Here is a 22082-nt window from a genome sequence, read left to right on the forward strand (position 1 = left end):
GCAGCCACCCTTAGTAAGTCCGGACTTTTGGTTCGAAGGCTGGAACAGTCTTCGGCGCAAAGTTGACGCCGCGCTTGGCAACGCGCTTCTCACCCGGGTAGTACAGGGTGTGGCACAGCCAGTTTTCGTCGTCACGGTCTTCGAAGTCTTCACGGGCGTGAGCACCGCGGGACTCTTTACGGGCTTCGGCCGCGATGGCGGTAGCTTCGGCGACTTCCAGCAGGTTCTGCAGCTCCAGCGCTTCGATACGCGCGGTGTTGAAGGCCTGGGACTTGTCGTTGATCTTGACGTTGGCGATACGGTCACGCAGACCGGCCAGCTGCTCGATACCCTTCTGCATGTATTCGCCAGTACGGAATACACCGAAGTAGTTCTGCATGCAGCTCTGCAGCTCGCGCTTCAGGCTGGCAACGTCTTCACCGCTGGTACGCTCGTTGAGCTTGTTCAGGCGGTTCAGGGCAACATCGACGTCGGTGTCGCTGGCGTCGCGGTATTCCACGCCTTCGCTCAATGCCTTCTCCAGGTGCAGGCCGGCAGCACGGCCGAACACCACCAGGTCGAGCAGCGAGTTGCCGCCCAGGCGGTTGGCACCGTGAACCGATACGCACGCCACTTCACCTACGGCGAACAGGCCCGGGATGATGTGATCCTGGCCGTCGGCGTCCATGGTAATGGCCTGGCCATGAATGTTGGTGGCAACGCCGCCCATCATGTAGTGGCAGGTCGGCACGACCGGCACCGGCGCGACCACAGGGTCGACGTGGGCGAAGGTCTTGGACAGCTCGCAGATACCTGGCAGGCGGCTGTGCAGCACTTCCTCGCCCAGGTGGTCCAGCTTCAGCAGTACGTGGTCCTTGTTCGGGCCCACGCCGTTGCCGGCGATGATTTCCTTGACCATGGAACGGGCAACCACGTCGCGGCCGGCCAGGTCTTTGGCGTTCGGCGCGTAACGCTCCATGAAGCGCTCGCCGTGGGCGTTGATCAGGTAGCCACCTTCACCGCGGCAACCCTCGGTGACCAGTACACCAGCGCCGGCGATACCGGTCGGGTGGAACTGCCACATTTCGATGTCCTGCACCGGCACGCCTGCACGCAGGGCCATGCCGATACCGTCACCGGTGTTGATCAGGGCGTTGGTGGTGGAAGCGTAGATACGGCCCGCACCGCCAGTGGCCAGCACGGTGGCCTTGGACTTGATGTACAGGGTTTCGCCGGTTTCGATGCAGATGGCGATCACACCAACGAATGCGCCGTCCTGGTTTTTCACCAGGTCAACTGCGTAGTACTCGTTGAGGAACGTGGTGCCAGCTTTCAGGTTGCCCTGGTACAGGGTGTGCAGCAGCGCGTGACCGGTACGGTCCGAAGCGGCACAGGTACGGGCGGCCTGACCACCTTTACCGAAGTCCTTGGACTGACCGCCGAACGGGCGCTGGTAGATGCGGCCGGTTTCGGTGCGCGAGAACGGCAGACCCATGTGATCCAGTTCGAAGACCGCAGCCGGGCCTTCCTGACACATGTATTCGATAGCGTCCTGGTCACCGATGTAGTCGGAACCCTTGACGGTATCGTACATGTGCCAGCGCCAGTCGTCGTTCGGGTCGGCCGAAGCGATGGCGCAGGTGATGCCGCCCTGGGCGGATACGGTGTGCGAACGGGTCGGGAAGACCTTGGTGACTACGGCCGTCTTGTGGCCGCCTTGAGCCAGTTGCAGCGCTGCGCGCATGCCGGCGCCGCCGCCACCGATGATGATGGCGTCGAAGGAAATGGTTGGAATGCTAGCCATGGATCAGATACCCCAGAGAATCTGCACACCCCAGACGAAGTAAGCGAACATCGCAACGCCGCATACCGCCTGGAACAGGAAACGAATCGCAGTTGCCGACTTGCCGAACGACATAGGCGTCAGGTAGTCGGTTGCAATGGTCCACATGCCGACCCAGGCGTGAGCGCCCAGGGCAACGAGGGCCAGCAGACTGAAGATCCGCATCGCGTTGTTGGAGAACAGACCATGCCACTGGGTGTAGTCGATGCCTGGGTGGGCGACCACGTAGCCGATCAGGAAGAGGAAGTAAGCCGCGAGAACGACCGCAGAAACGCGCTGCGCCATCCAGTCATAGAGGCCCGAACGCGACAGGTTCGTGACATTGGTTACCATACCCAAACTCCCACCAGAACGATCAGCACCACGGAGATGACGATCACGATTTTCGAGCCCAGCTTGCCGCCTTCCAGCGTCTCACCGATACCCATGTCCATGATCAGGTGTCGAACACCTGCCACGAGGTGATAAAGCAGGGCGGACAGCAGACCCCAGGTCACGAACTTGGCCAGCGGGCTGGTCAGACACGCCTTCACCTCACCGAAGCCTTCCTCGGAACCCAGCGACTTGCCCAGTGCATAAAGCATGATGGCAAGGCCGATGAACAGGATGACGCCGGAGATACGGTGCAGGATGGACGTGTACGCAGTGACGGGGAGCTTGATGGTCCTTAGGTCTAGGTTTACAGGTCGTTGGCTTTTCACGGCTTTTTTCACACTGAAGAGCCCCTAGCGAATCAGGGCAAAGTTGTTGGTAAGTGTACTGGTCAGGTACCCACCACCCAGGGAACGGCGACCCCCAGCAGTTCGGGCTTGCAAGCCCCTGGCGGTCGGGTGCCGAGTATAGACAGTTAGGCTGCTTATGACAACGTGACGGGGTAGCCCAAATAGCGCATTGCCTTTAATGAACAAAAGGCGTAAATGGGCGAGAATTTCGGGAAAAATCAGGCTTGAATGCTTGATTCAACAAGCCTTTAGGCAAATTGACATCTGAATTTATCCCTCTATAGTGGTGCGGGCCCTGCGTGGGGGGTCTGTCTGATGATTTCAAGCATTAATAGGAGGCCACATGGCTGACAAAAAAGCGCAGTTGGTCATCGAGGGCGCTGCCCCCGTCGAGCTGCCCATTTTAACCGGCACCGTTGGTCCTGATGTAATCGACGTCCGCGGGTTAGGGGCCACTGGTCACTTCACCTTCGACCCAGGTTTCATGGCGACTGCCTCGTGCGAGTCGAAGATCACCTATATTGACGGCGACAAAGGTATCCTGCTGCACCGCGGCTACCCGATCGAGCAACTCGCCGAACAGTCCGACTACCTCGAAACCTGCTACCTGCTGCTCAATGGCGAACTGCCGAATGCCGAGCAAAAGGCCCAGTTCGTCAGCACCGTCAAGAACCACACCATGGTTCACGAGCAGCTGAAGACCTTCTTCAACGGCTTCCGCCGCGACGCTCACCCCATGGCAGTGATGTGCGGCGTAGTCGGCGCCCTGTCGGCGTTCTATCACGACTCCCTGGACATCAATAACCCGCAACACCGCGAAATTTCCGCGGTGCGCCTGGTCGCCAAGATGCCGACCCTGGCCGCGATGGTTTACAAGTACTCCATGGGCCAGCCGATGATGTACCCGCGCAACGACCTGTCGTACGCGGAAAACTTCCTGCACATGATGTTCAACACCCCGTGCGAGATCAAACCGATCAGCCCGGTGCTGGCCAAGGCAATGGACCGGATCTTCATCCTCCACGCCGACCACGAGCAGAACGCCTCTACCTCCACCGTGCGCCTGGCCGGCTCGTCGGGTGCCAACCCGTTCGCCTGTATCGCCGCCGGTATCGCTGCACTGTGGGGCCCGGCCCACGGCGGTGCGAACGAAGCCGTACTGACCATGCTCGATGAAATCGGTGATGTTTCGAACATCGACAAATTCATCGCCAAGGCCAAGGACAAGAACGACCCGTTCAAGCTGATGGGCTTCGGTCATCGCGTGTACAAGAACCGCGACCCGCGCGCCACCGTGATGAAGCAGACCTGCGACGAAGTCCTGCGCGAGCTGGGCATCAAGAACGACCCGCAGCTGGAACTGGCCATGCGCCTGGAAGAGATCGCCCTCACCGATCCGTATTTCATCGAGCGCTCGCTGTACCCGAACGTCGACTTCTACTCGGGGATCATCCTCAAGGCAATCGGCATTCCGACCAGCATGTTCACCGTGATCTTCGCCCTGGCACGTACCGTGGGCTGGATCTCGCACTGGAAAGAAATGCTCTCCAGCCCGTACAAGATCGGCCGTCCGCGCCAGCTGTACACCGGCGAGCAAAAGCGCGACCTCGTTGCCCTGAAGGACCGCAAGTAAGCTGCAGTAGCCGAACGCAAGAAGGCTGCCCTCGGGCAGCCTTTTTTATTTGTCCTGTACCGGCCTCTTCGCGGGCTTGCCCGCTCCCACAGGTACTGCACAGATCTCGAGGGCTGCGCTGTACCTGTGGGAGCGGGCAAGCCCGCGAAGAGGCCGGCACAGACACCACAAAACCTCAGTTTTTCTCCGCCCGCTCGCGCAGCCCTTTCAGGGTATTGAACGGCGCATCCACCACGAACTTGTTGGCCACCATCGCCGGCACGCTACCACCTGGCTCGGTGTGCACCTGGTAGGTCACTTCAGTGCTGTCACCCTTGGGCACCAGCTTCCAGAAGCCGTCGACTTTTGCCACCCGAACAAAACCCTTCTCTTCCGGCAGGTAAGTCGGCTCTTCTTTCAGGTTACGGGTCAGGCTGCCATCCGCCTCCTTGACGGTCGTAATGTGCAGCACGGAATCACGCGGCGTCACCGGCCATGGCGTATTGAACTGGGTATAGGTCCAGCTCTGGTCACCTTCGTGCTTGAGCAGCTTCTGCGACTTGCATTCGTGAATCCAGGCACAGGCCCCGGACACGTCCTCCTGCAGCGCCTCGACCTTGGCCAGCGGCGCCTTGATCACGGTCACACCGCGATAGGCCTTGTACTTGGACCCGGCCACCTCACTGAGGGACACCTTGATGCCCTCCTCGTCCTTGGCCACTTGCCAGTTTTCAGCCCAGGCCACAGGCGACAGCAGAACACCCACGCCACACAGCAGTGCAATACGCTTGAACGATCTCATCATGTTTATCCTTGTTGTCGAAGATCCAGCCTGTCACGCCGCCGTCATCTGCTCCCACCAGCCAAGAATCCTGATTGCGTCGTCACGATCACTGCCACACACCTCGACATCTGCCTTGAAACCACCACACACCGCGGGCCGCTCAGGCTTGCCGAACAGGTCGCAAAGGTTGGCCGCAGTCAGGTGCAGGCAGCGCTCTCCTGCCGGCTTGCCATTGGGCATTCGCGGCATCGCGGAAGTGATGGACGGGGCGATGCAGCAGGCACCACAGCCCTCACGGCATTTCATGACTGTTCACCAAAATCAGGACTCCCTGGAACAAAACGGGACGAACGTCCCTGGATAGTAACGGCTCAAACAGACGTTTGAAATTGCTGGCACGATGAAATCTGCTGTGACCCGGCAGTCAGTTCGCGCCTATTGGCGATACTCGAAATCGATGGCTGCTCCTTCCACGTCATGACGGCTGTCATTGCGCAGTTGCAGCTGCATTTCGTTGTTGATCAGCCGACCATTGAGCTGGAACGGGCTGTCATTGGTCTCTGGTCTTTCTGTGAACATGGGCGGCAACAATGGTTTGCGCCGCTGGATTGGCGAAGGCGTGCCCACATTCGGCTCAAGGTTGTTGACCATATCAACTGGCAGGCTGAGGTCCAGCTCCGTCTTGGGTAATGGTTTGGCAACCGCTTTGCTGAGCGGCTTGTGCGCGGGCTTGGCTGTCGCCTTTTTTGGCACCTGCTTACCCTGAGCGGCCTGAGCCTGGCTTGCCGGTTGCGCAGCCAAAGCGGGGGCGACCGGGCAGCAGAACGGCAAAAGGCACACGATCAGAACGAAGCAGCGCGAAGCGTTCATGGCAAATGGACAGACTGGCAGGAAAAGTGCGTATGCTCCCTGTTCCACAGACGGCTTGCAAGCCTTACAAAAGCGTGACCGCAGTCTCCCTGCACAACTGCTGCGCCAGCAAACCGAGCGTAATCACAGCCCGTTCGGCCTCTTTATTCCATGGAATGCCGCAATTGAGTCGTACACAGTGGTTGAACTGCTCTGTGTTACTGAATATTAGTCCTGGTGCAATGCTGATACCCTGCTCCAGCGCGCGCACATGCAGCTCCTGGGTATTGACCCGACCTGGCAGGCTTACCCAGAGGATGAAGCCACCTGTCGGCCGAGTCATCTGGGTGCCCTCGGGGAAGTGTTGCTGCACTGCCAGCTGATAGGCGCTGAGGTTCTTGCGATACTCCTGGCGCATGAAGCGAAGATGCCGGTCGTAGCCGCCATTTTCCAGGTAGGCTGCCACCCCCATCTGCGTCACGCTGCAAGCCGAGTGGGTGGTAAAAGTCTGCAAGCGCTGAATCTCGTCCTGGTAACGCCCCGCGATCATCCAGCCAACGCGCACGCCGGGGGACAACGTCTTGGAGAAGCTCGAACAGTAGATGACCCGGTCCAGCCGGTCGAACGCCTTCAGCGCCTTGGTCTTGCCCTGCTCGAACATCAGTTCACCGTAGATGTCATCCTCGATGATCTGGATATCGAAGTCCGAGGCCAGACGCAGCAATTGCTTTTGCCGCTCTTCCGGGACGGTGCCGCCCAGCGGGTTGCTCAAGCGCGCAGTCAGCACCAAAGCCTTTATCGACCACTGGTTAGCCGCCAATTGCAAGGCTTCGAGGCTGATACCGGTGGACGGATCGCTGGGAATTTCGATCACTTTCAAACCCAGCAGGTCAGCCAGTTGCAGCAAGCCGTAATAGGTCGGCGACTCGGCGGCGATCAGGTCACCTGGACGGGTCAGCACACGCAGCGACATCTGCAGGGCGTCTACACACCCATGGGTGACGATCACTTCACGCGGGTCGACCAACACGCCGGCATCGCGCATGCGTATGGCGATCTGTCGGCGCAGCGGCTCGAAACCAGGGCTGAACATGTAGCTGAAGGCGCGCGGGCTATGGAAGCGCGTCACCTTGGCGATTTGCTGATGCAGGGCGCGCACGGGCAGATAGTCGACATGCGGCACTGCAGCGCCAAACGGGAACACACCATCGCGACGCGCCTCAGTCAGCACCTGCTGAATGATGCTGGCGCGCGTGACCAGGCCGGGGCGCTCCACCCGGGCGATGTCCGGCGTTTGCGCGGTCAAGGCAGGTGTCTGGTGCACGTAGTAGCCAGACTGCGGCCGCGCCCGGATAAGCCCTTGGTCCTCGAGATTGGCATAGGCCTGCAACACCGTGGCATGACTGACATTGAGCTGGGCGCTCATCTTGCGCACGGAGGGTACCCGCTCGCCTGGCTGGTAGACACCGCGACGGATATCATCGGCCAGTTGCTGGGCGATACGCTGGTACAGCAGCAGGTTGGTCATGTCGACATGCTCGTTGTTCTTGTACGGGTCACTGACGGTAAAGGATACCGTAACAGTTGCAAAGTGTACTGGGACAGATTGCAACATAGTCGACAATACAACAGCGTGGCAGCTATCGAAACGATTAAACCGACATAAAACGGGCCGCAAAGCGGCCCCTTTTCCGAAAGACTCAGCGCGCTGGCGCGAGCCGACCCTTGTCATCGGAGAATACGATCTCAACCCGTCGGTTCTGCGCCCTGCCCCGCTCCGAGGCATTGGCCTCAATCGGGTACTGATCGCCATAACCTTCAACCTGCAGGCGCTTTTCGTCGATACCCAGGTCTACAAGCATGTCGGCCACGGACTGCGCCCGATCGCGCGACAGCTTAAGGTTGTCCTCGCCCGCGCCAGTGCTGTCGGTATAGCCCTCGATGCGCACTACCCGGCGCGGGTTGAGCTGCAGGAACTGCACCAGCTTGAGCACAGTCCGGCTGGCCGAGTTCTTCAGGTCGGCACTGCCGGTATCGAACAGCACATCGCCCAACGTCATCACCAAGCCACGGTCGGCCTGTTCCGAAGCCAATGCGGCAATCTGCGATTCGACCCACTGGCCCTGCTGCTGCACGCTGGCCAGCTTGGCCTCACGCAAAGCCAGTTGCAGGCGCTGACGCTCCAGGTCAAGCTTGGCCTGGCGTTCCTGGTTCAGCGCCAGCTTGGCATGCTCGCTGGCAATCTCGCTGTAGCGCTGACTGAGGTACGCATAATGCCGCACATCAGAACCGGTGCCGATGTAGCTGGACAAGCGCTCGGCGCGGGCCAGCGATTCACCCGCGCGAATCACGTCGCGCGGCGCGCTGCGCAGCACATCGGAATCATCCTTGACCCCCTGGAAGGCGACAGCGGCCTCATCCAGCGCGGCACTGCTGCGCTGGCTGGCGCAACCTTGCAAGCCTGCCGTCAGCGCCAACAATACCAGTGCAGCCAAAGGCGTACGCCGGATCATGGCTGCACCTCCAACTGCTTGCGCAAGCGCTTGATCCGCGACTGCAGTACCTGCAACTGCTCTTCGCTCTTCTGGTTCAGCACCTGGGCCTCGGCCAGCCGTGCATCCAGCTCGGCTTGCTCGGCGCGCATGCGCGCATCGCGGTAGTCTTGGGTAAGCATGTTGGCCTTGGCGCGGGCCAGCTTGTCTTCAGCCAGTTTCAGCGTTTCGACCTGCTCAGTGGCGCCGACGGCCTTGGCCTGGTCCAGTGCCTGTTCGGAAATGCGCATCTGCTCGTCAGGGGCCGGATCATTGGCGCAGCCAGCCAGGCCGAGCACGGCCAGGGCAAGGATTAGTGGTTGGGTTCTCACGCAATCTTCCTAGTGTTTGGGGGCGTCCGCCGGCACCTGCAACTGCGCTTTCCAGCGCTCGAGATTACGTTGCAGTACAGCTTCGGATGCACCAGAGATCGGCAATTCTGTCAGTTTTTTTGCCAATTGCCCACGCAACCAGCTGTCATTGCACGCCGAGTTGTGCGACAGCGCCAGGTACAGGCCCGGCCTGTCCATCGGCAAGCCGCGGGCTATCAGGTCATTGCTCATGCCCAGGCTCTGGGCCATGGCCATACCGGAGTAACGGCCAGCCAGCACATAGTCCACCTGGCCGAGTACCAGCTTCTGGAACGCCTGGGTCAGGTTCTGCGCCGGCACCAGCTTGAGTTGGGCCTTGGCGAACGCCGTAAAGGCCGGGGTCAGGCGCGCACGGTCGGACAGACTGCCCTGGTACCTGGCCAGATCGGCCGGGCCATCAAAGATCACCACTGCATCATGGCGGGTCCACACCAGGTACTCATTGAGCTGCAACGGCGGATGGATGTAGTCCAGCGCGGTCAGTTGCTCCACCTGCATAGGGGTGTCGAGCAGCAGGTCCATGCGCCCACTGCGTACCTCTTCCAGCGCCTGATCACGGCGACCAGCACTCAGCACCTCGACCTTCACACCCAGTTCGCCAGCCACCTGGCGCAACAGGTCAACGTTGGCGCCTATCAGGTGCCTGGGGTCTTTCGGATCTTGCCAGGAATAGGGCGGCGCATCAGGACTGCCAGTCGCCACCAGGCGTTCGCACTTGCCTGCTGCCATCGCCAGTGGCGGCAGCAACAGCGCCACGCATGCCAGCACCCTGCCCGTTCCGCGCAACGTCATGCCTTACTCCTCAACCCATAAAAAAACCCGACCCTCAAAATGAGGGCCGGGTTCTTTATAAGTGAAGCAGGCGGATCAGACCAGCTTTTCCAGCTCTGGAACCGCTTCGAACAGGTCAGCGACCAGGCCGTAGTCGGCCACCTGGAAGATCGGCGCTTCTTCGTCCTTGTTGATCGCCACGATCACTTTGGAGTCTTTCATGCCGGCCAGGTGCTGGATCGCGCCAGAGATACCGACGGCGATGTACAGCTGTGGCGCAACGATCTTGCCGGTCTGGCCGACCTGCATATCGTTCGGCACAAAGCCTGCGTCGACTGCGGCGCGCGAAGCACCGACAGCGGCACCGAGCTTGTCGGCCAGGCTGTACAGGTGTTTGAAGTTGTCACCGTTGCCCATGCCACGGCCGCCGGAAACGACGATCTTGGCAGCGGTCAGCTCTGGGCGGTCGGACTTGGCCAGCTCTTCGCCAACGAAAGCCGAAATACCGGCGTTGTGCGCAGCGCCAACAGCTTCGACAGCAGCCGAACCACCTTCGGCGGCCACGGCGTCGAAGCCGGTGGTACGTACGGTGATCACCTTGATGGCCGCGCTCGATTGCACGGTGGCAATGGCGTTACCCGCGTAGATCGGGCGCTTGAAGGTGTCGGCGGACTCGACCGAGATGATCTCGGAGATCTGGTCCACGTCCAGCAGCGCGGCAACGCGCGGCAGGATGTTCTTGCCATTGGTGGTAGCCGGGGCCAGCACATGGCTGTATCCCTTGGCCAGCTCGACGATCAGCGGCGCGACGTTTTCCGGCAGCACGTGGGCATAGGCCGCGTTGTCGGCAACCAGCACCTTGGCCACGCCAGCGATCTTGGCAGCAGATTCGGCAACGCCACCGACGTTCTGGCCGGCGACCAGCACGTGCACATCACCACCGATCTTGGCGGCTGCGGCGACAGTGTTCAGGGTGGCCGGGGCTACGGCACCGTTCTCGTATTCAGCGACAACCAGGATAGTCATTTAGATTACCTTCGCTTCGTTCTTCAGCTTCTCGACCAGTTCGGCCACCGATTTGACCTTGATGCCAGCACTGCGGGCAGCCGGGGCTTCAACCTTCACGGTCTTGTTGGTGGAGGCGAGGGAAACGCCCAGTGCGTCTGGAGTAACAGTCTCCAGCGGCTTCTTCTTGGCCTTCATGATGTTCGGCAGCGACGCGTAGCGTGGCTCGTTCAGGCGCAGGTCGGTGGTGACGATCGCTGGCAGGTTCAGTGCAACGGTCTGCAGGCCGCCATCGATTTCACGGGTGACATTCAGCTTGTCGCCAGCGACTTCGACCTTGGACGCGAAAGTGCCCTGGGCGAAGCCAGTCAGCGCGGCCAGCATCTGGCCGGTCTGGTTGTTGTCACTGTCGATAGCCTGCTTGCCGAGGATGACCAGCTGCGGCTGCTCCTTGTCGACAACGGCCTTCAGCGCCTTGGCCACGGCCAGGGAGTTCAGTTCGTCAGCGGCTTCTACCAGGATGGCACGGTCGGCACCCAGGGCCAGGGCAGTACGCAGTTGCTCCTGGGCAGTGGTCGGGCCGACGGAAACGACGACGATCTCGGTCGCAACGCCTTTTTCCTTGAGGCGTACGGCTTCTTCCACGGCGATTTCGCAGAAGGGGTTCATGGACATCTTGACGTTAGCAAGGTCGACGCCGGAGTTGTCCGCTTTGACGCGAACCTTGACGTTGTAGTCGACCACTCGTTTGACAGCTACAAGAACCTTCATGGATTCCTCGTTACTCTCCGGTGAATAGATAGTCGCCTGGGGCCATGCCCGGCGATGCGCGTGGGTACAAGGGCACCTCTAAAAACGTATCGGGTGGCAGCAACTTCACAGTGACCAAACAGTCTCGTTCGGACTCTTGCGACAAATCCTCACGGGTCATTTCCTGTCGTGGCGTGTAAACTCCACTACAAACCGGCCCAAGCCCGCAAAACCCTGCTCCACACCTGGTCTTTAGAGGTGTACCTGCGCCCGGCTGCAAGCCTACGGCGAACGTAAAACCGCTCGTATCTTGACCGTAACACCCATTCCGGTCAATACGGCAAATCGGTCACCCTCCAGCCGCGTTCCTGTGATTTTACTGGCCTACGGCAAATTCAAACAAACGTTTGTATTGGACCCGCCAAGTGGTGTAGATATAATGCGCGGCCAAGACAAAACGGTGTAGTCCGTCATTTGCCCAGCTACAGTTCCGCCGTTGCGTAGAACCGCCGCGAATGCCCCGCACCCATAAGACAAAGCAACAGCACGAGCCTTGATGAGTAGGAGAGAACCAGTGGAACGCGAATACATGGAATTCGACGTGGTCATCGTCGGCGCCGGCCCGGCGGGCCTGTCCGCCGCCTGCCGCCTGAAGCAGAAGGCCGCCGAAGCCGGTAGCGAAATCAGCGTCTGCGTGGTGGAGAAAGGCTCTGAAGTCGGCGCCCACATCCTCTCTGGCGCGGTGTTCGAACCCCGCGCCCTGAACGAGCTGTTCCCCGACTGGAAAGCGCTCGGCGCACCGCTGAACACCGAAGTGAAGCGCGATGACATCTACGTGCTCAAGGACGCCGGCAGCGCGACCAAGGTGCCTGACCTGTTCGTGCCCAAGACCATGCACAACCATGGCAACTACATCATCTCGCTGGGCAACCTGTGCCGCTGGCTGGCCCAGCAGGCCGAGAACCTCGGCGTGGAGATCTACCCAGGCTTCGCCGCCCAGGAAGCGCTGTTCGACGACAACGGTGTGGTCCGCGGCATCGTCACCGGCGACCTCGGTGTCGACCGTGAAGGCAACCCCAAGGATGGCCTGTACACCCCAGGCATGGAACTGCGTGCCAAGTACACCCTGTTCGCCGAAGGCTGCCGTGGCCATATCGGCAAACAGCTGATCAAGCGCTTCAACCTCGACAGCGAGTCCGACGTCCAGCACTACGGCATCGGCCTGAAGGAAATCTGGGAAATCGACCCGGCCAAGCACGAACAGGGCCTGGTGGTGCACACCGCCGGCTGGCCGCTGGACGTGGTGGCCAAGGAAAACACCGGTGGCTCGTTCCTTTATCACCTGGAAAACAACCAGGTGGTGGTCGGCCTGATCGTTGACCTGTCCTATGCCAACCCCTACCTGTCGCCGTTCGACGAATTCCAGCGCCTCAAGCACCACCCGGTGATCAGCCAGTACCTCGAAGGCGGCAAGCGCATCAGCTACGGCGCCCGCGCCTTGGCCAAGGGCGGCATCAACTCGCTGCCGAAAATGGTCTTCAATGGTGGCGCGCTGATCGGTTGCGACCTGGGCACCATGAACGTGGCCAAGATCAAGGGCAGCCATACCGCGATGAAGTCCGGCATGCTCGCCGCCGAAGCAGTGGCCGACGCTTTGATCGCCGGTAGCGAAGGCGGCGATCAGTTGAACAGCTATGTCAGCGCCTTCAAGGCCAGCTGGCTGCACGAAGAACTGTTCGCCAGCCGCAACTTCGGCCCGGCCATGCACAAGTTCGGCCCGCTGCTGGGCGCGGCGTTCAACTATGTCGACCAGAACTGGTTCGGTGGCAAGCTGCCGTTCACCCTGCGCGACACCAAGCCGGACTATGCCTGCCTCAAGCTGGCCGCCGACTCGAAAAAGATCGACTACCCGAAACCGGACGGCAAGCTCAGCTTCGACAAGCTCAGCTCGGTATTCCTCTCCAGTACCAACCACGAAGAGGAACAACCCTGCCACCTGAAGCTGACCGATCCGAGCGTACCGATCGCCAGCAACCTGCCGCTGTACGACGAGCCTGCCCAGCGCTACTGCCCGGCAGGCGTGTACGAAGTGGTCACCCAGGAAGACGGCAACAAGCGTTTCCAGATCAACGCGCAGAACTGCGTGCACTGCAAGACCTGCGACATCAAGGACCCGGCCCAGAACATCACTTGGGTCACCCCTGAAGGCGCTGGCGGGCCGAACTACCCGAACATGTAAGTAAGGCCCCTGCCCTTGCGGCAACAAAAAGCCCCCGGTTCTCATGAGCCGGGGGCTTTTTGTTGGCTGCCATTATCAGGCAGTACGCACTTCCTCAAAGAGTTCTGGATGGCGATCCAGCAGCTTGAGCAGTTTCACCAACGCCACTGGCGGGGTGGTCTTGCCGTTTTCATAACGGGAGAACGCATTGACCCCACCACCGAAGATTTCCCCCGCTTCACGCTGGTCGAGGTCGAACTTTCTGCGTATGGAGGCAATAAAGGAAGGATCCACAACATTTGCGTTGACCTGGCGCTCGAATGCCGTCATCAAGTGACTGACGCGCATGGCTTCATCATGACTCAGTACGCATTCACCACATGCGGAGCAGTAATCGCCACTTACCTCCGGGATCACTGTCATCTCGCCTTTGTAGCTATAGGGCATGCCCTGAATGTCAGGTGCAAGCTCCGAGCCGCCGCATATTGGACATCTCATGGTTACAACTCCTTGAAAGGCACGATGAGCACGTCGTCTACCACGGACAATTTCAAATAAACGTACCCAATTGCTGTAAGCGGGCGATACACATCCTGCCAAACCCGGTGGTCAATATGGCTGGTCATGCTCTTGTAGAAATCAGTGCGCTTCAAGCTGGTGATCGCCTCAAGCATGCCCGGAAAATCCATTCCCAGCGCCTTGGCGCCTTTCAATGCAGCACCCGTAGGACGGATTCGCCTTGCCGCAGCCAGGGCTTTTACCCGCTCCAGCGGGCAATGAGGCATTCTCTTTTCCATGAGAAATTAACCTTCCAGGTTAAATTTGGCTAATAGGTTATTCCAATAGCCCCCACCTGGAAGTCTGCCCCAATGCCCCGCAGCCGTTACCGGCTCATTTGTCGCCGCACATGACCGGCATCGGCTCAGCCGCAAACACCAATGGCTCACGGCGCCCGAAATACAAGGCTGTCAGCAGCCCCACCGCGCCCATGATCAGACAAAACCCGACACACACCCACGGGCTCCACGGCATCAGCGCAATCAGTGCCAGCGGCGTGGTACTGGCCCACAATGCGTAGGCCACGTTGTAGGTGAAGGAAATGCCCGATACGCGGATCTGCGCCGGGAACAGCCCCACCATCACCGAGGGCACCACCCCCACCACGCCGCAGCTCAACCCCGCCAGCGCATAGGCCAGCCAGGTCATGCCCCACTGCCCCACCAGGCTGGCGTACAACGCGCCGATACCCAGCGGCAGCAACAGGCTATACAACATCAGCGCGCGCCAGGCACCCACACGGTCGACCAGCAGCCCGGCCAGCACGCAGCCAATGTTGAGGAAGACGATGCCCACGCTGCTCAGGGCGAAGGTTTGGCCGGCACTCATGCCGAAACGCTGCTGCATCACCGTCGGGGTGATCACCACCAGCACCACCACCGCCGAGGTCAGCACACAGGTCAGCAACGCGGCAGGGATCAACGCCCGGCGGTGCTCGCCCAGCACTCGCCGCAGCGGAAACGTCACAGGTTGCTCCTGACGCGCGCGCAGGGCGAGGAACACCGGTGTTTCACTGAGCCAGCGGCGCAGCCACACACCAATCACACCGAACACCCCACCCAACAGGAACGGATAGCGCCAGGCGTAATCGAGGATTTCCTGCGGAGTGAACAGTTGCGCCAGCAAGGTTGCGGTCAGCGCCCCCAGCAGGTAGCCGAAGGTCAGCCCGGCCTGCAGAAAGCCCAGGGCATAGCCGCGCCGCCCGTTTGGCGCGTGCTCGGCAACGAACGTCCAGGCGCTTGGCACTTCACCGCCTACGGCAGCACCCTGGAGGATGCGCAAGGCCAACAGGATCAGCGGGGCGGCATAGCCGATGTCGGCATAGGTCGGCATCACCCCGATCAGCAGACACGGCAGGGCCATCATCAGGATGCTCAGGCTGAATACCCGCTTGCGCCCCAGATGGTCGGCGAAGTGCGCCATCAGGATGCCGCCCAGCGGCCGCGCCAGATAGCCGGTGACGAAGATCCCGAAGCTTTGCAGCAGGCGCAGCCATTCGGGCATCTCCGGCGGGAAGAACAGCTGGCTGAGGGTCAGCGCGAAGAACACGAAAATGATGAAGTCGTAGATTTCCAGCGCGCCGCCCAGCGCCGCCAGGCCCAGGGTCCGATGGTCGCCGCGGCTGAACCGGGGCGGGCGAGCGGTATCGATGGCAGTCATGGCAGGGTCCGCAAATCGGCAAAGGGCAAGAGCATAACAAATAGCTGCCCAATTGCCCCGCCGGCAGCACCGCTAGCGGTTGAACACCGTATGCGCGAAGTTGGCTCGCGGCCGTGGCCGCGCTGTACTGGCCGACAGGGTGCCCGGCAGCGGTAGCTTGCCGACCAGCATCGGTGCGTCGATGATTGCCATGAACGTCTCCAGCGCCTCGTTATCGGGCACCTGTGGCAGGCTCAGGCTGACCGCCTGGCGCTCGGTCTGCGGCACTGCTGGCACTTTCAACTGGCTGGAATGGTAAAGCAGGGCATGCTGGATTTGCGTGCTGACACGGCAGAAGCGCTCCAGATCTACGCCACAATGGCTGGCCAGCTCGATATTGCCCAGCAGCAGGTGAAAGGGTTGCAAGGCACATTGCACCAGGCGCTGCAGCTCCTCAAAGCTATCCACGGGGGCTATCCGGTAATAGCCCAGGCCATTGAGCAACCGCTCCAGCTGCAGGCGCTGGCACGGGTGTGCGTCGGCGATGAGGATGCGCAGGGTCTTGTTTGCCATGGTGGGACCTGGGCAGTTGGGTAATGGGTGCGCTCCATGACCATACTGCGCCGGTAACGGCTATTGCCAGGGCCATGCCTGGCAGTGGTCTTCTTTGATAGAAGTCGGGAAAGCCGCATAAATCAAGTGATTGACCGACGGAATTTGCATTTGCCTTTAGCTCGGCAATCAGGACTCCCACTCGCGCATGCGTACCCGGCAATGCTTCATGGCATTGACGATGTGCTTTTCCACCAGGCTGCGGGAAATGCCCAGGTGCTCGGCGATCTGCTGGTGCGACAGGCCGTCGAGCTTGCGCAGCAAGAAGCACTCGCGGCAGACCTTGCTCAGCTCCTCCAGGGCACACTGCATCAACGCCAGGCGCTGGTCCTGCTGCATGTCGTGGGCCGGCGCCGGGGTATGCCAGCGCTCGTCGTTATCCAGCACTTCCAGCGGCTCGACCTGGCGCACCCTGTGGCGGCGGTGGCGGTCGACCACCAGATTTAGCGCGGTGCGGTAGAGGAAGGCACGCGGGTGCTCGATGCGCTCGGTGTCGGTGCGCTCCAGTACCCGCAGGTATGCATCGTGGGCAACGTCTTCCGCCGCTTGGCGACTGCCAAGACGTGCGGAAAGGAAGCTCACCAGTTCACGATAATAATGTTCCACGACGGTACCTGGCGCCACCCTGCCTGGACGGCGGCAGAGGCGCGGGAGTGTGTGATATCAGCTTGCAATCTTACAAATTATAATTATTCTCAGCAACACACAGCCTCCCCCTCCAGTGCGGGTAAATCCCGCCCACTCGTCTTCGTCTAACTGGGACCTCCCTGCGCGCCTCGATTGGCTGCGTATGGCCAACATCCATGGCTGGAAGTCCGCATGAGACGCTTACCCAATACTCGCCGCCGCATCCTCTTCGGTGGCCTGGGCCTGCTTGGCCTGGGCAGCCTGCTGGCCTGGAAGACCCTGCCCTTGGACAATCATCCGGTCAACACCGTGGCCGTGACCCGCGCCGATATAGAAAGCAGCGTCACCGCCCTCGGCACGCTGCAACCACGCCGCTATGTGGACGTCGGCGCCCAGGCCTCCGGGCAGATCCGTCGCCTGCATGTTGAAGCGGGCGACCAGGTCCGCCAAGGCCAGTTGCTGGTGGAAATCGACCCTTCCACCCAGCAGGCCAGGCTTGATGCCGGCCGATACTCGATCGAAAACCTCAAGGCCCAGATGGCCGAGCAGCGTGCCCAGTACCGCCTGGCCCAGCAACAACTCAAGCGCCAGCGCGACCTGGCCGCTGCCGGTGCCACCCGCGAGGAAGACCTGCAAATCGCCGATGCCCAGCTCAAGGTGACCCAGGCCCGCATCGACATGTACCAGGCGCAGATCCTCCAGGCCCAGGCCAGCCTGCGCAGCGACCAGGCAGAGCTGGGCTACACCCGCATCTATGCGCCCATGGACGGCACTGTGGTGGCGGTGGATGCCCGCGAAGGTCAAACGCTCAACGCCCAGCAGCAAACACCGCTGATCTTGCGCATCGCCAAACTCTCGCCGATGACCGTCTGGGCACAGGTGTCCGAAGCCGACATCGGCAAGGTCAGACCCGGCATGACCGCCTACTTCACCACCCTGGCCGGCGGCAAGCGCCGCTGGACCAGCACCGTGCGCCAAATCCTTCCGATCCCGCCCAGGCCGCTGGATCAGACCAGTCAGGGCGGTGGCAGCCCCGCCAGCGCCACCGCCGGCACAACTGGCGCCCAAGTGGTGCAATACACCGTGCTGCTCGATGTGGAAAACCCGGATGGGGCCCTGATGGCCGAAATGACCACCCAGGTATTCTTCGTCGCCGGCCAGGCCAGCCAAGTGCTCACCGCGCCGCTGGCAGCCCTGGATGATGCCGAAGACGAAGGCCTGCGCCTGGCCCAGGTGTTCACCCGTGACGGCAAGATCGAACAGCGCAAGGTGCGCACCGGCCTGAGCGACCGCCTGCGTGTGCAGATACTCGATGGCCTCGCCGAAGGCGAGCAACTGGTCATCGGCGCCCCAGCCGCCAGCGGAGGTTGAATGACAGCGCCCCTGATTGAACTCACTGACATCCGCAAGCACTACGGCGGCATCGATTCGCCGAAGGTGGAAGTGCTGCGCGGCATCAGCCTGAGCATCCACCCTGGCGAGTTCGTCGCCATCGTCGGCGCCTCCGGCTCGGGCAAGTCGACCCTGATGAACATCCTTGGCTGCCTCGATCACCCCACCAGCGGTAGTTTTCGCTTCGCTGGCAAGGACGTTGCCGAACTGGACAGCGACGAACTGGCTTGGCTGCGGCGCGAAGCCTTTGGTTTCGTATTCCAGGGCTACCACCTGATCCCCTCCGGCTCGGCCCAGGAAAACGTCGAAATGCCAGCCATCTATGCCGGCACCCCGGCCGCCGAGCGCCATGCCCGCGCCGCAGCCCTGCTCGAACGCCTCGGCCTGGCCAGCCGCACGTGCAACCGGCCGCACCAGTTGTCTGGCGGCCAGCAACAGCGGGTGTCGATCGCCCGAGCCCTGATGAACGGCGGCCACATCATCCTCGCCGACGAACCCACCGGCGCCCTGGACAGCCACAGCGGCGCCGAAGTCATGGCCCTGCTCGACGAACTGGCCAGCCAGGGCCATGTGATCATCCTCATCACCCACGACCGTGAAGTAGCGGCCCGGGCGCGACGGGTGATCGAGATCCGCGACGGCCTGATGATCAGCGACTCGGCGGCCGACCAGCCCCCCGACGCAACGCATCCAGGCCTGCAGGCCGACGACCTGCGCCAGCGACTGGACCGCGGCGCCACCTTGCGCGGGGCCTGGAAGGGCGAATTGCTCGAAGCCCTGCAAGCGGCATGGCGGGTCATGTGGGTCAACCGCTTCCGCACCGCCCTGACCCTGCTCGGCATCGTCATCGGCGTGGCCTCGGTGGTGGTGATGCTGGCTGTCGGCGAAGGCAGCAAACGCCAGGTCATGGCGCAGATGGCGGCGTTCGGCTCGAACATCCTCTACCTCAGTGGCCGCCACGCCACGCTGCGCGAACCGGCCGGCATCGTCACGCTGGACGATGTCGCCGCCATCTCCCAGTTACCCCAGGTCCAGCGCATCATGCCGGTGATCGGCGACCAGTTGACCGTGCGCCACGGCAACAACAACCAGCAGTTCTATGTCGGCGGCAACAACACCCAGTTCTCCGAGATTCTCAACTGGCCAGTCGTCGCAGGCAGCTTCTTCACCGAAGCCGACGAACAGACTGGCGCTGCCGTCGCGGTGATCGGCCAGAAGGTCCGGGACAAGCTCATGGAGCCTGGCAGCGATCCGCTGGGCCAGTACCTGCTGATCGGCAATGTGCCCTTCCAGGTGGTCGGCCTGCTCGCTGGCAAGGGTGCCAGCTCCGGCGACCAGGACAGCGACGAGCGCATCGTGGTGCCCTACTCCGCCGCGTGCGTGCGCCTGTTCGGCAAGCACGATCCAGAATACGTGATCATCGCCGCAGCCGATTCGAGCCGGGTGAGCGAAACCGAACGGGCAATCGCCCACCTGATGCGCCAGCGCCACCAAGGCAAGCAAGACTTCGAACTGACCAACGACGCCGCGCTGATCCAGGCCGAGGCGCGCACGCAGAACAGCCTGTCGCTGATGCTCGGTGCCATCGCCGCCATTTCCCTGCTGGTCGGCGGTATCGGCGTGATGAACATCATGCTCATGACCGTGCGCGAACGTACTCGCGAGATTGGCATCCGCATGGCCACCGGCGCCCGCCAGCGCGATATCCTGCGCCAGTTCCTCAGCGAGGCGGTGATGCTGTCGATGGTCGGCGGGGTGACGGGTATCGTACTGGCACTGTGCATCGGTGGCGGCCTGATGCTCGCCGGCATCGCCGTGGCATTCGCCCTACCCGCCATTCTCGGCGCCTTCACCTGCGCCGTCATCACCGGCGTAGTGTTCGGTTTCATGCCGGCCCGCAAGGCTGCTCGCCTCGATCCGGTCAAAGCCCTTACCAGCGTATAGCCCATGACATTGCCAAGCCGCATCAGCCTGTTGACCCTCAGCCTGGCCCTGGCCGCCTGCAGCACACCGCCTGCCCCCGAGGCCGGCATTGCCGCGCCGCCAACCTGGCAATCCCGTGCCGACGCTCCCAGCCAGGCCCTGCCGGATGCCCATTGGTGGCAAGCCTTCGCCAGCCGCGAGCTGGACCGCCTGATCGAACGCGCCCGGCACAACAGCCACGACCTGGCCGCCGCCGCGGCACGGGTGCGCCAGGCCCAAGCCCAAGCCGTGATCGCCGGCGCTCCGCTGCTGCCGGAACTGACGTTCGGCCTGGACGGCAGCCGCCAGCGCCTGTTGCGCGGTGACGGCAACGACCAACTCGACGCCAGCAGCAGCGAGCGCACCAGCACCTCATTCGGCACGCGCTTGAGCGCCAGCTACGAGGTCGATTTCTGGGGCGGCATCCGCGCCGCCCGCGACAGCGCCCTGCATGGCCTGGACGCCAGCCGCTTCGATCGCCAGACGGTGGAGCTGACCCTGACCAGCGCCGTCGCCGATAGCTACCTGCAGGGCCTGGCTCTGGAGGAACAGCTGCGTATCGCTCGTCTCAACCTCGAAAATGCCCGGGACGTACTGGGCCTGGTCGAGGCACGCCAGCGTTCTGGCTCGGCCACGCGCCTGGAGCTGGCGCAGCAGCGCAGCCTGGTGGCGGCCCAAGAGCGCCAAGTGCCCCTGCTGGAGCAGCAATGGCAGGACAACCGGGTAACCCTCGCCACCTTGCTCGGTGATCCGGTGCAGGCATTGCCGGACACCAACGAATCCATCGGCGCCCTGCGCTGGCCGGCGATCGGCAGCGGCGTGCCCAGCGACCTGCTCGGCCGGCGCCCCGACATTGCCGCCGCCGAAGCCCGCCTGGCCGCCGCCAACGCCAACGTACAAGTGGCCAGGGCCGCCATGCTGCCCAAGCTGACCCTGGGAGCGGACCTGGGCAGCGGTGCACGAACCTTCGCCGATATCCTCGACAGCCCCTTTTATACCCTCACTGCCGGCATTGCCGCGCCCATCTTCAACAACGGCCGCCTGCGTGCCGAACGCGAGCTGGCCGGCGCCGAACAGGAAGAGCTACTGCACGATTATCGCGCCGCAATCCTGGCAGGCTTCGCAGACGTGGAAAAAGCGCTCAATGCGATCCATGGCGTGGACCGCCAGCAGCAGTGGCAGGACCAGGAGGTGGAACAGGCACGCATCGCTTTCGACTTGGCCCAGCAGCGCTATGCCGCTGGCGCCGAGACCTTGCTGAGCGTGCTGGAGACCCAGCGCACGCTGTATGCCGCCCAAGACCAACAGGCGCAACTGCACCTGGCTCGGCTGCAGGGCAGCGTAGCGTTGTACAAGGCATTGGGGGGGGGCTGGCAGGTCGAGCGTTGATGCCTGTCAGATAGCTTTATGGAACAGGATGTATTCGAGATTTTGGACTGCGCTGTCGCGCAGAGAACAAAGCCTCAGCAAGCGCCGCTTTACCCTGTGTGAGCGGGCGTGCCCGCGAAGAATGTGACGCGGTGTATGGCACCGGCTGCGCCGGTGTTCGCGGCGGTTCGACGCCTCGACACGCCCGCTCCCACAGCAACGATGTGGGGCGCAATACGCGTAGGAGTTCACCCAGCCCTTCCGGGCTGCGCTGTCGCGCAGAGAACAAAGCCTCAGCGAGCGCCGCTTTACCCTGTGGGAGCGGGCGTGCCCGCGAAGAATGTGACGCGGTGTATGGCACCGGCTGCGCCGGTGTTCGCGGCTAAAGCCGCTCCTACAGGAGGGTAGGCGAAACGCCTGCGACGAACCGCTGCGATGGGCCGCGAGCGGCCCAAGGTTACCTAACACTGGCATTAGGCTAAACCCGCGC

The 22082-nt window shown here is 62.0% G+C and carries 22 protein-coding genes; 5 read left to right on the top strand and 17 right to left on the bottom strand.

The annotated features are described in order from the left end of the window. Window positions 1-10: 10 nt before the first annotated feature. Genes sdhA through sdhC form a run of 3 tightly spaced genes read right to left on the bottom strand, consistent with a single transcriptional unit; the run spans window position 11 to window position 2535 of the window. On the bottom strand, window positions 11-1783 hold the full coding sequence (sdhA, locus tag ACYCCG_RS21010) for a succinate dehydrogenase flavoprotein subunit (RefSeq protein WP_003254213.1): 1773 nt from the start codon (window positions 1781-1783) through the stop codon (window positions 11-13). A gap of 3 nt (window positions 1784-1786) precedes the next feature. Continuing rightward, the gene (gene sdhD / locus ACYCCG_RS21015; protein WP_003254214.1) at window positions 1787-2155 is read right to left on the bottom strand and encodes a succinate dehydrogenase, hydrophobic membrane anchor protein; all 369 of its coding nucleotides are present in this window, start codon (window positions 2153-2155) and stop codon (window positions 1787-1789) included. After that, the gene (gene sdhC, locus ACYCCG_RS21020; protein ID WP_008091902.1) at window positions 2149-2535 is read right to left on the bottom strand and encodes a succinate dehydrogenase, cytochrome b556 subunit; all 387 of its coding nucleotides are present in this window, start codon (window positions 2533-2535) and stop codon (window positions 2149-2151) included. The genes sdhD and sdhC overlap by 7 nt, the downstream gene beginning before the upstream one ends. A 352-nt stretch (window positions 2536-2887) precedes the next feature. Between sdhC and gltA the strand changes: the two genes are divergently transcribed. After that, window positions 2888-4177 carry a citrate synthase gene (gene gltA, locus ACYCCG_RS21025; protein WP_021784847.1) on the top strand — a complete coding sequence of 430 codons (1290 nt, stop codon included), beginning with the start codon at window positions 2888-2890 and terminating at the stop codon, window positions 4175-4177. Between the two features lie 175 nt (window positions 4178-4352). On the opposite strand, the gene ACYCCG_RS21030 is transcribed toward gltA, so the two are convergent. The 9 genes from ACYCCG_RS21030 to ACYCCG_RS21070 all read right to left on the bottom strand — a co-directional run bounded on the left by ACYCCG_RS21030 (window position 4353) and on the right by ACYCCG_RS21070 (window position 11238). After that, window positions 4353-4958, bottom strand: coding sequence for an START domain-containing protein (locus tag ACYCCG_RS21030; RefSeq protein ID WP_043195569.1), 606 nt, complete (start codon window positions 4956-4958; stop codon window positions 4353-4355). A gap of 33 nt (window positions 4959-4991) precedes the next feature. Then, entirely contained in the window at window positions 4992-5246 is a 255-nt protein-coding gene (locus tag ACYCCG_RS21035) for a YkgJ family cysteine cluster protein (RefSeq protein ID WP_176682171.1), read from the bottom strand. Window positions 5247-5375: 129 nt separating this feature from the next. After that, entirely contained in the window at window positions 5376-5810 is a 435-nt protein-coding gene (locus tag ACYCCG_RS21040) for a hypothetical protein (RefSeq protein WP_209967210.1), read from the bottom strand. Window positions 5811-5874: 64 nt separating this feature from the next. Then, complete coding sequence (locus ACYCCG_RS21045) at window positions 5875-7317, bottom strand: aminotransferase-like domain-containing protein (protein WP_176682169.1); 1443 nt, start codon at window positions 7315-7317, stop codon at window positions 5875-5877. 172 nt (window positions 7318-7489) lie between these two features. Further along, window positions 7490-8302, bottom strand: coding sequence for an OmpA family protein (locus ACYCCG_RS21050; RefSeq protein WP_176682168.1), 813 nt, complete (start codon window positions 8300-8302; stop codon window positions 7490-7492). Continuing rightward, entirely contained in the window at window positions 8299-8652 is a 354-nt protein-coding gene (locus ACYCCG_RS21055) for a DUF4398 domain-containing protein (protein WP_176682167.1), read from the bottom strand. The genes ACYCCG_RS21050 and ACYCCG_RS21055 overlap by 4 nt, the downstream gene beginning before the upstream one ends. 9 nt (window positions 8653-8661) lie before the next feature. Further along, complete coding sequence (locus ACYCCG_RS21060; protein WP_459671632.1) at window positions 8662-9483, bottom strand: substrate-binding periplasmic protein; 822 nt, start codon at window positions 9481-9483, stop codon at window positions 8662-8664. Window positions 9484-9558: 75 nt separating this feature from the next. Then, entirely contained in the window at window positions 9559-10488 is a 930-nt protein-coding gene (locus ACYCCG_RS21065) for an electron transfer flavoprotein subunit alpha/FixB family protein (protein ID WP_021784840.1), read from the bottom strand. Next, entirely contained in the window at window positions 10489-11238 is a 750-nt protein-coding gene (locus ACYCCG_RS21070; protein ID WP_003254232.1) for an electron transfer flavoprotein subunit beta/FixA family protein, read from the bottom strand. Between the two features lie 535 nt (window positions 11239-11773). Here ACYCCG_RS21070 and ACYCCG_RS21075 point away from each other — a divergent pair. Then, a complete protein-coding gene (locus ACYCCG_RS21075) occupies window positions 11774-13456 on the top strand; it encodes an electron transfer flavoprotein-ubiquinone oxidoreductase (protein ID WP_176682165.1) in 1683 nt (560 codons plus the stop codon). A 75-nt stretch (window positions 13457-13531) separates the two neighbouring features. Here the strand turns inward: ACYCCG_RS21075 and ACYCCG_RS21080 are convergent, their stop codons facing one another. The 5 genes from ACYCCG_RS21080 to ACYCCG_RS21100 form a co-directional block, all read right to left on the bottom strand. Continuing rightward, entirely contained in the window at window positions 13532-13933 is a 402-nt protein-coding gene (locus ACYCCG_RS21080) for a type II TA system antitoxin MqsA family protein (RefSeq protein WP_003254235.1), read from the bottom strand. Between the two features lie 2 nt (window positions 13934-13935). Beyond that, complete coding sequence (locus ACYCCG_RS21085; protein ID WP_209967216.1) at window positions 13936-14232, bottom strand: type II toxin-antitoxin system MqsR family toxin; 297 nt, start codon at window positions 14230-14232, stop codon at window positions 13936-13938. Between the two features lie 94 nt (window positions 14233-14326). Further along, window positions 14327-15652 carry an MFS transporter gene (locus ACYCCG_RS21090; RefSeq protein WP_209967217.1) on the bottom strand — a complete coding sequence of 442 codons (1326 nt, stop codon included), beginning with the start codon at window positions 15650-15652 and terminating at the stop codon, window positions 14327-14329. A gap of 72 nt (window positions 15653-15724) precedes the next feature. Next, complete coding sequence (locus tag ACYCCG_RS21095; RefSeq protein ID WP_392546360.1) at window positions 15725-16204, bottom strand: histidine kinase; 480 nt, start codon at window positions 16202-16204, stop codon at window positions 15725-15727. 168 nt (window positions 16205-16372) lie between these two features. Continuing rightward, window positions 16373-16849, bottom strand: coding sequence for a sigma-70 family RNA polymerase sigma factor (locus ACYCCG_RS21100; RefSeq protein WP_459671637.1), 477 nt, complete (start codon window positions 16847-16849; stop codon window positions 16373-16375). Window positions 16850-17062: 213 nt separating this feature from the next. Here ACYCCG_RS21100 and ACYCCG_RS21105 point away from each other — a divergent pair, with 213 nt between their 5' ends. The 3 genes from ACYCCG_RS21105 to ACYCCG_RS21115 are packed head-to-tail and all read left to right on the top strand — an operon-like array spanning window position 17063 to window position 21613. Next, window positions 17063-18241 carry an efflux RND transporter periplasmic adaptor subunit gene (locus ACYCCG_RS21105; protein WP_176682162.1) on the top strand — a complete coding sequence of 393 codons (1179 nt, stop codon included), beginning with the start codon at window positions 17063-17065 and terminating at the stop codon, window positions 18239-18241. Further along, window positions 18242-20206, top strand: coding sequence for a MacB family efflux pump subunit (locus ACYCCG_RS21110; protein ID WP_459671638.1), 1965 nt, complete (start codon window positions 18242-18244; stop codon window positions 20204-20206). Between the two features lie 3 nt (window positions 20207-20209). Continuing rightward, window positions 20210-21613 (top strand): efflux transporter outer membrane subunit, encoded by a 1404-nt coding sequence (locus ACYCCG_RS21115; RefSeq protein ID WP_459671641.1) that lies wholly within the window; start codon window positions 20210-20212, stop codon window positions 21611-21613. The last annotated feature ends 469 nt before the right edge of the window (window positions 21614-22082 follow it).

This window comes from Pseudomonas sp. VEM90, from assembly GCF_054611535.1.